This window comes from Paenibacillus sp. J22P169 (assembly GCF_059691995.1).
This window is the reverse complement of sequence record NZ_JCAUAO010000002.1, coordinates 480,476-492,664: the sequence shown is the minus strand read 5'-3', so window position 1 is coordinate 492,664 and position 12,189 is coordinate 480,476. Positions and strand designations below refer to the sequence as shown.

Annotated in this window: 8 protein-coding genes; all 8 read right to left on the bottom strand. The window is 47.7% G+C overall.

The window, feature by feature from the left end:
* Window positions 1–13 precede the first annotated feature (13 nt).
* The 8 genes from AC58QG_RS16575 to AC58QG_RS16540 all read right to left on the bottom strand — a co-directional run bounded on the left by AC58QG_RS16575 (window position 14) and on the right by AC58QG_RS16540 (window position 11,978).
* The gene (locus AC58QG_RS16575) at window positions 14–2,494 is read right to left on the bottom strand and encodes a hypothetical protein (protein WP_497363218.1); all 2,481 of its coding nucleotides are present in this window, start codon (window positions 2,492–2,494) and stop codon (window positions 14–16) included.
* A 112-nt stretch (window positions 2,495–2,606) separates the two neighbouring features.
* Window positions 2,607–5,039: an alpha-glucuronidase family glycosyl hydrolase gene (locus AC58QG_RS16570; RefSeq protein ID WP_497363217.1), complete on the bottom strand. Its 2,433-nt coding sequence runs from the start codon at window positions 5,037–5,039 to the stop codon at window positions 2,607–2,609.
* A gap of 33 nt (window positions 5,040–5,072) precedes the next feature.
* Window positions 5,073–5,885 carry an HpcH/HpaI aldolase family protein gene (locus AC58QG_RS16565; protein ID WP_497363216.1) on the bottom strand — a complete coding sequence of 271 codons (813 nt, stop codon included), beginning with the start codon at window positions 5,883–5,885 and terminating at the stop codon, window positions 5,073–5,075.
* Window positions 5,886–5,896: 11 nt separating this feature from the next.
* Window positions 5,897–6,349: a NanQ anomerase/TabA/YiaL family protein gene (locus AC58QG_RS16560; protein WP_497363215.1), complete on the bottom strand. Its 453-nt coding sequence runs from the start codon at window positions 6,347–6,349 to the stop codon at window positions 5,897–5,899.
* Between the two features lie 19 nt (window positions 6,350–6,368).
* On the bottom strand, window positions 6,369–7,982 hold the full coding sequence (locus tag AC58QG_RS16555; RefSeq protein WP_497363214.1) for an extracellular solute-binding protein: 1,614 nt from the start codon (window positions 7,980–7,982) through the stop codon (window positions 6,369–6,371).
* Between the two features lie 41 nt (window positions 7,983–8,023).
* Window positions 8,024–8,908: a carbohydrate ABC transporter permease gene (locus AC58QG_RS16550; protein WP_497363213.1), complete on the bottom strand. Its 885-nt coding sequence runs from the start codon at window positions 8,906–8,908 to the stop codon at window positions 8,024–8,026.
* A gap of 17 nt (window positions 8,909–8,925) precedes the next feature.
* Window positions 8,926–9,858, bottom strand: a complete 933-nt coding sequence (locus AC58QG_RS16545) for an ABC transporter permease (RefSeq protein WP_497363212.1) — start codon at window positions 9,856–9,858, stop codon at window positions 8,926–8,928.
* 110 nt (window positions 9,859–9,968) lie between these two features.
* Entirely contained in the window at window positions 9,969–11,978 is a 2,010-nt protein-coding gene (locus tag AC58QG_RS16540) for an AraC family transcriptional regulator (protein WP_497363211.1), read from the bottom strand.
* Window positions 11,979–12,189 lie beyond the last annotated feature (211 nt).

The following is a 12,189-nucleotide window of genomic DNA, read 5'->3' as shown; positions in this document are numbered from 1 at the left end:
CATGGCAATCGCTCTATCCCATCGTTCCATTAAATGAAGCACGTTGAATTTCAGCTAAACGCGGAGCCGCTTGTAAAGACGGAAGATCCTTTGATCGGTCCCCTGCTCTCATTAACCAAACCTCAGCGGCATAAGGACCTACCCGATCTGGAGCTGTGCTCCATGACAGGAGAAGCCGACCGTCTATAATCGCCTCGCGAGGAACGAGATACTCCTGCTGCAGGATTGGCACGCTCACACGGAAACCCTCCGTAAGCACATACCGATCATTGGCAATCAGCTGCATCGGTCCGCTGCGCGCGGTCATAAATCCGCTGTAGGTCACCTTCAGGATGTAATCACAGGTGTTGTCCAGATGCTCGTATTTCAGTGTGAGCGGGGATTTATAAAACGAAGTCAGCTGTGTCAACCAGGCTAGCGGAACAGGGCCGATTTCCCGTTTTCTTTGCTCCGTGAGATGAAGGAAGTGCACGCAATAGGCAGTAAACACTGAATTCTCGAATGCCGGATCTTCCTCACGGCTACGAACCATAACAACACGGTCCCAGCTTGAGGCAGAACCCAAATTATCGTAATGACCGCCAGGACCAGGATCCGTTCGACGTATCGCCTTGTTGATGACCTCCAACCGGCTGCACTCGTCCGTCAATTGCCGGGCTTGATCGAGATGGGTTAGCAGCCAGTCAGCATTATTGAGCGGTTGGTCAATATCATCCATAAATGCCCCTCGATCCCAAGCGATCGCCTGATACTTGCCGACAGACGATTGAGCGCCGATCGAGTGAAATAGACGCTCTGCGATTTCTTCGCAGGCTTGGCGCTGCTTCGCTGCAACCGGTACGGTACGGGCAAGGTTCAGAATTGATTCCGCTTCCGCCAAAGCGGGCAAGGCGCCCGTCTTGGGGGCGGCCTCCAGGGCGGAGACGGCCCGCAGCTCCAGATCGGTTTCGTGCAGAAGACGCCGCCGAATATAGGCATCATAGTTTGCGCGCAGCAAGCCCATTTGGAATCGGTAATTGTCCCGTACAGCAGCCCCAGCGGTGTCCTCGATGTCCTGCCACTGTCTGAGCGTCACTTCTACGCCATGGTTTGCAATGAGCGGTCCCGTCCAATTGCGTTCCAACGCCAGGATGGCGCCGGCCACCGCTTCCGTGTAATCACTTCCAATAAAGAAACGCGCATACTCACGAAGCGTGACAGCCACATCCTTGGTTGGATCCCAATCTTGCGCACCCCAAATGAACTTATTCACATCATCATAGATGCCTTCGGAATAAGTAAGGCTGCCGGTCGTATAGGCGCAGATCTGGTTATGGATCTGTTTCATGGCCATCGGTCGGGGATTGATGCTTTCACGCCCGTGCGTCATGGCTAACGCGAGATCCCACTCCCGAATTGGGAACTGGGCGGCGAAGTTATGCGTGATATCCGGGTAATTGCGTATCGGTATTGCCTCATCAAGCATTTCCCGCATTTCGTGCAGCGACTTTCGGACCCATGGTCCATGCGCTACACCTCCGAGCCATTCCGGCTTGCGGTTCACCCCGTCCATAAACCCCTGTACCCACTCATCCGTAGGCTGGGGGTGCTGGGGCGAGAACCAAAGTTTGGCCTGGGGATGATATTTCCTTAATAAACCGGCAATTTGTTCCGTCCATCTAAAAAATTCATCCAGCTTGATATGTCCCGGATCACCGCTAGGAATTAAAATATGGTCGATTCTAGGCAGCTTGCGGAATATGTCTTCCCGTTCTGCCAATTCGAATGCAAGAATTTCAGGATCGCTATAATCGGTTGCCATATTCGGATACCAGATCCACACATCAAGACCGTAGGAATCGATGATTTCAGACAGCCCAATCATCATCTCCAGAGCAGGCACCTTCATATGAATGCCTGTGGCCTCATCATCTGTACGAGGAGGCACAATCTCGATACTGTTGGACCCAAATATGGCCAATTCGCGGATATACTGCTCGAACTGTCCCGCCGACCATGCATCGTAGGCGTTCGTTTTAGGTCTGTATCCGAGCTGATGACCACGCAGCTTCATAGCAGGGGTACTGGAAATGTACAGCTGCGAATCCAGCAGAATCCGACCCGGCGTCAGTTGCAGCTCTCGCAGCAGCTTGCCTATACCGTACAGCACACCGCGCGCATCTGCGCCGACAACCCATAAAACTGGCGGTTTGCCGGCTTGTGTCTCCACGGCAACGCGGAATCCTTCTGCCCCCGGAGAAGGCAGCTCGCCCAACAGCTCCGAGTATGGAAGCTTGGATATTAATAAATCTTTAAGCGAGGTCTCGGATACGATGATGATTTTGGGGACTTGGGAATGCGTGGTCGTGTTGTGATTAGTAGGCAAAGTAATTCCAGTTCTCTTTTCGATCTCTTCAATGAATACGCGAATTGCTTTGTTCTCATGAGCCGAAGCACTAGTTGAACATATGATTAATGAGCATGTGAGATCAATGGATTTCGAAGATGACGTCATGTTTGAACACTCCTTGCTGCCGGATACGAAGGATCCGGAAAGTTAAGGCCCCCTTAACTCACATCAGCCTTAGCGTGAATTGGAGGGAGCCTTTTAGATATCGTGCTTTCGCTTATAGAGCCTTGGCCATGGTAGAGTTGCTAGGGATAATCCAAACCTCAGAGACGTTTAATCGTTTAAAACCGCTGATTCTTTTGAAGGTGAGGTTGAGCGTACCGCTGGTCAATGCCTCTAGTGGAATCAGTGATTCGATTAATGTGCACTGCCCTTCTTTCACAAGTACGTTCTCATGAATCGTGCATTCATCATTCGCTGTCAATGTTACTCGGTAATCTCTGGTATGTTCCCCGATGGTATCCCCCACGTAATTGACCTTGATGATATAGGAGCAAGAGGGTTCCAGATGCTCATAGCTCAGCGAAAGTTGCGTATCAGCAAGTGTATTAGCATGACGGACAGCGGCCAATGGCGGAATATGACCCGCTGATATCGTCCGTTCATTTTGCAGCAAATAAATGGCAGGGGCCATTCTTGGCGACTCGAGATACCCCGGATCAAGCTCCCAGCCCTTCGCTTTCTGAACCCGCTGCCATCCTTGATACGAACCCAAATTATCGTAAAAGCCTCCAGGTCCCGGATTGGTGCGGTGGATCAGTTGATGAACTGCTTCCAGACGCTCCGCTTCACTCTCTAATTTCAAAATGGAGGTAAACTGTGATTTCAACCACATCGCATCGTTCAGCGGAAAATCAATGGCGTCCATAAACGCCCCCCGACCTAACGCGATCGCATGATGCTTGACCACCGAGAGCTGTGCGCCAATGTTCTTGAACAGCTCATCGGCCAACTCCCAGCAGCGTGAACGGTATTGCGCTGCCACCGGTGCAGCGGTCGCCTTCTGCAAGACAGCTTCGGCTCGTTCAATCGCTGCAGCTGTTCCCACTATCGAGGCAGCTTTCAGCCAATCTTTTGCTTCCTTCTCTAGCTCTGTTTCATAAATCAAACGTCGTCTGATATACGCGTCATAGTAGGCGCGAAGCAGCCCCATTTGGAACCGGTAGTTGCCCGCTACCTCCGGAGGCGCAGACTGCTCCATCAGCTGCCATTGCCGCAGCGTATCATCAACGGTCTCGTTAGCAATCAGTGGTCCTTCCCAATTCCGCTCCAAAGCCAATAGCCCTTGAGCGACGCCCTCCGTATAATCGTCTCCGATAAAAAACCTAGCAAAGTCGCGCAGTGTTTCAATTACCGGTGTCTGAGAGTTCCAATCCTGGTCGCTCCAGATAAATTTATTGACGTCGTCATTGATGCCCTCGGAATACGATATATTACCGACAGCATAGGACTCCAGCAGGTTGTGGATATGCTTTTGCGCAAGCGGCCTCGGGTTAATACTTTCGCGGCCCAGAGTCAAGGCATAGGCAAGGTCCCATTCCTGCGCAGGATACTGGCAATGGAAATTATGCGTAATGTCTTCATAGCGGCGGATCGGATACTGGTCTGGCACAATTCGGCGCAGATCCGGCAGGGTAATATCTACGTGCGGCCCGAACACAATCCCGCCCAGCCACTCAGGCTCAAGCAGAACATTGGCGAGAAATCCTTCCAGCCATCGCTTCGATTCGTGAGACATCACCTGCGGGGAGAGCCATAGCTTGGCCTGTGGGTGATATTTCCGCAGCAGTCCAGCGACTTGCTCTGACCAATCAAACAATAGGTCGGGCTCGAGATCCCCGGGATCGCTCCCCGGAATGAACACCGCATCAATATGCGGTACTTTGCTGAAAATCTCTTCCCGCTCCGCCAGCTCGGCTTGAACCGTTTCTGGATTAGCATAATTGTCCGCCATATTCGGGTACCAAACCCAGGTGTCCAGACCATACGAATGGATGATTTCTGATAAACGGATCATCATTTCCGTCGGATCGACCTTCATTAGCGGGCCCGTCGGGTCATCGTCCGTACGTGGAGGCATAATTTCGATGCTGTTGGCACCGAATAAGGCAAGTTCGCGAATGTACTGCTCGAACTGCTCAACTGACCAGGCGTCGTAAGCGTTCGTCTTTGGCCTGTAGCCCAACTGGTGTCCTCTGCATAATTGCTGAGGCGTACTCGAGATGGATAGATTGGCATCTACCAAGATCGATTGCCGCTTCAGTTTTGCTTTTCTAAGAAATTTGCCGATGCCATACAGCAGACCCCGCTCATCCTCGCCAACAATCAGTACAACCGGCTTATCCTCTTGCTGCACCAGCAACCGGTAGCCTTCTTTGCCGGGAGCTTCCAATTGCTGCAGAGCAGCAGCAAAGGGCTGGATGTGTTCGTTAAGTGACTGACGGGTCCCCGCAACAATGACCGGGTTGCTTCCTTCCGGCCGTTTATTAGTAACTGACAGGGTGATGCCCGTTCGTTTCTCCACTTCTTCAATCAGTACAGTAATCGCTTTTGCTTCTACTGCATTTAACCCATTGGGAATCAGCACCATAGCGTCCGATAAGTCCCAGATAGCGGTATTCTGAATAACAGATTGTTGATTGCGGCTCATTTGATCCCTCCTGTTTCGTTTTCACATGAATGACTAAATATGAATTCTGTTTTCGGCACTGTGTGCCGCATCGCCTAGCGCCTGTTTAATTTCATGAAGCTCGCGCGTCATATTGTCCACAAATGCTGTCATATCGGAGGCCTGGATAAACATGTTCATGCCCAGCTTCCCCCACTCGATCTCCTGATCAACGCCGAAAAAGTAATGGATGCCAGCTGTGACGCCTGCGGCTCTCGCTTTGCGGATGATCGTCTCGATAGCCTGCACAAATATCGGGTGCCGATACTGCTCGGGAACACCCAAGCTGCAGGATAGATCGTGCGGCCCGATTAGCACGCCATCCAGTCCTGGTACAGCTAAAATATCGTCCAATGCATCTAACGCTGGTTTGCTCTCAATATTCACAATCAATATATTTTCCCTGTTAAATTCCTGTAAGTATTCTGCGAGCTGCGGCTCTGGTGTCTCGCTGCCATCCATAATCCGCTGCAGTTTCTGCCCCTTAAGCGGCCTCAGCTTAACCGCACCTCTCAGCGCTTGAACCTGCTCCACGGTTTCCACATAAGGCGCGACGATACCAGCTGCGCCGGCATCCATGGCAATGCTTGCCTGATGCGGATCGGGGTAAGGAATGCGAACGATAGGAGCGATCTGGAGTGCTGCGTACGTGCGGCACATCCATGAAAGCTGATCGCGGTCCATGGACATGTGCTCTGTATCCAAAAATACGAAATCCAGACCGAGTTTCTTTACTTCCGCAGGCCAGCGGGGAGACGTTGAAATAATCAACGTCCCGTAGATGCGGCCTCCTTCATTCATTTGAGTTAAAAGCTCCCGACTGTTCATAGTTCACCTCATCAAATTTTTACTTTGAATACCGCTTTTTTCACGGTCTGAGAACCTTCGGCTGGAGAGAGGCAAGGCATATGCGCATCGTCGGGATAAAAAATCGTGAAACAGCCCGCCTTTACATCCATAAAGTCCCCATCTCCGACCAACACCTTATAGTCCTTCTCATCCAGATGATCTTCCGTTACCTTTAAGTGGCCTGCATACGCCACTCCCATTCGTTCCGTCCCCTCAAGCATGATCTGAATGTCGATATGGCTTCGATGCGCTTCCCAGAAGCCCTGATCGTCCGGTCTTGTCTCATAACTTTGAAGAAGCAGAAACAGCTCAGATCCCTGAATTTCGTATTTGCCAGGCTCCATCTCGAGCACGTTATTGCTGCTCAAATAATCAAAGGCAACGGCGAACTTCTCATTTAAACCGGTGTACAATCCAGCATTTCGAATATGATCGTAGATCATGGATACAAGCCTCCAAACATTATTTTTTCAAACGGGCATTCGCATCGTTATAAATTTTCTCAATTTCCAATGCACCCTTGCTGACTAACTGCTTGGCAAAGTCTTCATATTCGTTCAAAGAGCGCGTACCCATAATAAATTTATCCATTTCCTGCTCAACCGACGTATCCACTTGTGTTCTCAGCTGTTTTAATTTATCCGTTTCTTCCTTAGTGAATGGCGGATCCAATAATGGATTTTGGAAATAGCCTTTGCTATCCTGATCCATCAACTTGCTCCATTTTTCCAATTCAGGAGGCGAAATCGCAACAAGCGGTTTTTCGTCGACATACGTAGCGAAGGCCAGTAATCCAGTCCCCACTGCGGACTGCATGGCATGGAATGGATCCGCTTTGGATAAGTAGGCTTTCAGGACACTGTCCTGCACGACAGGATTCCCGTTCTCCAGCTTGTATTGCTCTCCTTCAATGCCGTAGTTGGTTACCTTTACGCCGTCATCGCTGTACATCCAATCCATAAACTTGATGACTTCCTTAGGATCCTTCACCTTGGAGCTCACCGCATACAGGTGCCACCAGTCTTTCGCGTACTCGTAATTGCGGGTTTGGCCTTTCGAGTTTTTCATAATGCGAAGCTGCTCGAATTTAGCCTGTGGATCTTTGGCCTGAAGCGTCTTGGTAAACCCAAGCGCAAACGTATTGTTGTCGTAATAAAAGAGTGATTTGCCGGTACTCAGCTTCTCCTGCCAAGTCTGCTGCGTATTGATGGCATAATCTGGATCTAGCAGCTTCTCGCTATATAGCTTGTTGAAATAAGTGAGCACCGGCTTGAAGTCCTCCGAATGCGCTGGGCCATACACATATTGTCCGCCGTTGATATCCGGGTCGAAGTAAATCGTATATCCGGAGCCCAGTGCATAAGCCATATACGGAAGGAAATTCTTGATACCGTTGCGGAAAGTTAGCGGATACGAATCCGGATAAGCTTCCTTGAATTTCTTCAAAACCTGGTACAGCTCGTCAAATGTAGTCGGTGCCTGCAAATTTAGTTTTTTCATAATATCGTCCCGTACCAGCGGGAGCTGCCCGTACCGAACCTTCCATTTTCCCATTACCGGGAACCCATACAGCTTTCCATCCACCATCAATTTCTTGATTTCAGGGTTTTGGTCCATCACCTTCTTGAAATTGGGAGCACTGTCCAGATAGTCGGTTACGGCAAGGAACATTCCAGCCTTCTGCATCGGAACGGCGTCAGGCAAGTTAGCTTTAGCGATTCTTACAATGTCCGGGATATTGTTTGTGGCCAGCATCGTTTTCAATTTCTCCGAATAGTTCGTGTCGGGCGTACCTTGCAGTTCAATCTTGACATTGGTCTTTTTGTTAATTTCCTGAATAGCAGGCGAATCCAGAACAAGGGGCTGGCTTGCAGCATCCGGTAGCGCAACCTTTAACGTCATCGGTTTGTCCAGCAGCTTGCCTCCTGTGCTCTTCGAATCAGCACTCGGCTGGCTTGTAGCGTCCGGTTGTTTCGTCTCAGCTGCGGGTTGTGAAGTACTGCAACCGAGCAATGCTGCGGATGTCAGTGCCAAGGTGGAAATCAAAGAAATAACCTGTTTCTTTTTATTTGCCATTTCATTCGCTCCATTTCATTATTTAAATTAAGTTGCTGCGTCTATCCCTTTAATGCCCCCACCATAACTCCCTTGACAAAATACTTCTGAATGAACGGATAGATGGCCAAAATCGGCGTAATTGTAATGATGATGACAGCGTACTTAATCGTTTCCGCAGTAACCATTCCCCCAACCTCCGAGCCGCTGGCTGCCATACTCTGGTTCCCCATCTGCCCAGCGACAACAATTTTACGCATGATGATTTGTATGGGGAACAGCTTCTGATTATCCAAATAAATCATAGAAGGGAAAAAACTGTTCCAATGCCACACCGCATAAAACATGGTCATCGTTGCCAAGACCGGAACAGAAAGCGGAAGAACAATGCGTAAAAAAATAGTCAAATCGTTCGCGCCATCCATGAGAGCGGATTCATTTATTTCCTTGGGAATACCCGAAAAAAAGGTCCGCATCATAATCATGTACCATACGTTAATGGCCGGTGGCAGCAGAATGGCCCAGATCGAGTCGAGCAGCCCCAAATTGTGAACTACCAAATAATTTGGGATAATCCCACCGTGAAAAAACATAGTTAACACGATAAGCACCGTAAACAATGTTTTTCCAGGAACATTACTACGAGATAACGGATAGGCACATAAAGCCGTCATTGCAAGATTAATAGCTGTACCTAATGTGGTATACAAAAAGGTATTGCCATAGGAGCGGACGATCGTCGGGTCTTCCAAAATGGTTTTATAGGCTTCCCAGTTGAAGCCGGACGGAAAAAACCTCACCTCCCCCCTAGCCACACTAAACCCGTCGCTTACTGAGATGATCGCCATGTAATAAATGGGATACAACGTCACCAGCATGAGTATGAGCATAAAGAACACATTGACTCCGTCAAACAGCAAGGGTGCGATCCCTTTGTTTCTCCTCATAGGGGTCACTCTCATTTCTACCATAGGCTAGTTTCGCTTACTTTTCTCGAAATGTAATTCGCTGTAACTACAAAGCACAATACAATGATGGATTGAAAAAATTCGACTGCCGTCGCGAAGCTGAAATCGCTTCCAAGAAGACCTCTGCGATAAACAAATGTAGAGATAACATCCGCTGTCTCATACGTCGGTCCGGTATAAAGCAACAGTATTTTTTCATAACCGATGCTCATGATGTTACCTAGATTAAGTAAAAACATAATCGTAATGACCGGTGCTATCCCCGGAATCGTCACATGGAATACTTGCTTCCAGCGGTTGGCTCCGTCCATCGTAGCAGCCTCGTACAACTGAGGGTCAATCGCAGTGAGCGCCGCCAAGTAGATGATGGCTCCCCAACCGAGCCCCTGCCAAATTTCCGAGCTGACATAAATCGTTCTAAACCACTCAGGCTTGAGCAGGAATTGAATTTTCTCAAATCCGAGTCCCCCCAGAATACGGTTGATCAATCCGTCGTTGGTCAGAAAGTTGACGAGCATTCCGCAAATAACGACGGTGGAAAGAAAGTGCGGCAAATAACTAACCGTTTGTACAATTTTTTTGAATTTCAGTAGTTTGAGTTCATTTAACAGAAGTGCCAACACAATGGGAGCTGGAAAATAGAAAATAATCAAATATAAATTCATCAAAAGGGTGTTGCGCACTAGCTTCCAGAAATAAGGGTCCGACAAAAACTCCCGGAAGTATTTGGTTCCCACCCAATCGCTTTTCCAGACGCCTTGAAATACGTTGTAATCCTTAAAGGCGATCAGGAGTCCGAATAGAGGACCATATTTAAAAAGCGCAAAGTACAGCATGGGCAGGATCATCATTAGATACAGATATTTGTTTTGACGAATCAGCCTGATACGAATACCTCCTTTCGGTTTGAGTTGACTTAGTTGTATCACGCTTGCATCCGATTCAAAACGTCCAATCTTTGCACTTTTGTTTCATTTAGCCGTCTAAAACACCATGTATCACTATTCCAACACACTGTATCAGTTTTCCGCATGAATCCTTATGTTCTACTTGCTTTTCTGAACTCATTCGGCGTAATACCTTCATATTTCTTGAACAAACGAATGAAGGTTGTCCTGCTGTAGATTCCGACCCGCTCCGAAATTTCACTGATATTCAAATTCGTACTCCCGAGTATTTCTTTAGCCTTATTGATACGCGTAATACTGATGTAATCCGTAAGGTTCGTGTCCGTCTTTTCCTTAAATACCTTGGAAATGTATTTCGAGGATACCCCCATATGTTCGGCAATTTTCTCAAGATAGAGATCTTGATGATAATGGCTTTGGATATACTGAACGATCGTACTAACCAGCTGATCGGATTTATTCGAAGTAGTGTTCTTTACTTTGGCCGGATCAGGGAGCTCGACGATTAGAAAATCTGGCCTTCGATCAGCGGCTTCCAGCGCAGCTACCGAATCAGCGTATGATTTAGGAATGCCCTCCAGTCCAAAATAACCACTGCCAAGGCCGATATGAATGCTGCAATATCTAGCATCATGCTGGAATGCTCCGATAATGGCGCGCAGCGCTCTCTTGAAGTCATTCATTCCTTCCGTCTCATCCGCATTGACTAGGCACACATAAACGTTTTGTTTCGATTCAAAAACGTATACCGGCAAATATTTCCCAATTAGACTTTCAATAATTTTTTTGATCTTGTTCATGATCAACAGCCGCTCGACATCTTGAATTTCATCATAAAATTCGGTCTTATAGGAAAAGTTTACAGTACAGCAAATGAAGTAATCCTTCTTGAAAGACAGATCGCACCTTACGATTTTGTCGAGCTCCTGATCGCTTACTGGCTTGCTTCCCGTCATGACATGCAGCAGCATATGGTCGATATATTCCAAGGACATGCTGTCGAGCTTTTTTTTGAAAGAATTGTTTTTTTCAATGATTTGATGGATCCCCATTCCAATCCGATCCAGTTCGGTCTCCCGTTTGCCGTTTGACGACATCCATGAGGTCGACGGCTCATTCCCCTCGTTAAGCACAATATCTTGAAGCTTTTTAATTGGATTAAAGAGGTTGAAGGCGAAAACAAAGGACAGAATGCATCCGCCAATGATTAGAAGCAAGCAAACCGCCACAAACATCGTGAATAGATTCGTAGTCTGTGCCGTGAATTCAACGGTCGGAGTGAGCGAATAATAATTCCACCCATATACACCAGATACGATATGCGAGACAAAATATGGCTTTCCCTTGATTGTCACTTCCCCGCTATTTAGCTGCTCTTTCGTGAATAAGGGGGGCGTCTCTTCGTTACCGATTCCGATGCCGTTCCAAACGAGATGATCCTTGCTGTCCAAAAGTAGAAAACGTGTCGTGGAAAACATGGCATTTTCTCGAATCGCCCTGGAAATCCTCTCCACAGAAATCGTCAATACCAGATTAGCCTGATGGCCGTTAACGATATTTGAATACACAAATGGAATCGCGTTTTTTTCAAACGATTGATTAAAGACTACCTTAGAGGGATTAAGCAGCTCCAAATAGGTATCCTTATTTGATCGGCTTCTCCAAAAGCTGGTGTCATACGAATCAAATCGATAGATGCCGTTGAAAAAATAATTAAAATCCTCCACGCCGTCCTTCGTATATACTTTTTGATCATCCACATAAACAAACAAGTTATCGATTAGGTCTCCGATATCGCCAGAAATCCGTGATATCGTGTAAGAGATATTAGGCAGTTTTACTCTGTCGGACGTACTGTACAAATCGAACGGAAGCAAAAGCGATATAATATTTTTATCGTAAAAAAAGCTTACACTCGACCGCTGGGCCGTCTGCAAATAAATATCGATAAAGTCCGCGGACGATTGTAAATTCGCCTCTATTTTATGCTTGAAATCGTCCTTCGCCTTATTGCTGAAATTGATGAATACAAATGAGCCAATGACCAGAATCGGTAATAGCAGGGACAAGAAGTAGAGCAAAATCCTCAGAAACAATTTGTTTCTTAGAGGAAAGTACGTGCTGAAATTCATCCTGTTCATACCTGGTAAGCCCCTCTCTATTTCGATGGCGTAATCTCAGTATAAACGCCTCGCGAAAGTGATGAATATCACCAAATGGCTAGATCATGAACCATTAACTCCTAGCGGGTATGTTCCATTTTTCCGCCTATGTTTCATATTTCTCCCACCATTTCATCGTGGAACACCAAAAAGCCATTCCTAGGAATGGCTTAGTACATGCATGTATCGG

Bases quoted from the DNA above. Each gene is read 5' to 3' on its own strand.
- AC58QG_RS16575 (WP_497363218.1), bottom strand. From the start codon at position 2,494: ATGACGTCATCTTCGAAATCCATTGATCTCACATGCTCATTAATCATA.
- AC58QG_RS16570 (WP_497363217.1), bottom strand. From the start codon at position 5,039: ATGAGCCGCAATCAACAATCTGTTATTCAGAATACCGCTATCTGGGAC.
- AC58QG_RS16565 (WP_497363216.1), bottom strand. From the start codon at position 5,885: ATGAACAGTCGGGAGCTTTTAACTCAAATGAATGAAGGAGGCCGCATC.
- AC58QG_RS16560 (WP_497363215.1), bottom strand. From the start codon at position 6,349: ATGATCTACGATCATATTCGAAATGCTGGATTGTACACCGGTTTAAAT.
- AC58QG_RS16555 (WP_497363214.1), bottom strand. From the start codon at position 7,982: ATGGCAAATAAAAAGAAACAGGTTATTTCTTTGATTTCCACCTTGGCA.
- AC58QG_RS16550 (WP_497363213.1), bottom strand. From the start codon at position 8,908: ATGAGGAGAAACAAAGGGATCGCACCCTTGCTGTTTGACGGAGTCAAT.
- AC58QG_RS16540 (WP_497363211.1), bottom strand. From the start codon at position 11,978: ATGAACAGGATGAATTTCAGCACGTACTTTCCTCTAAGAAACAAATTG.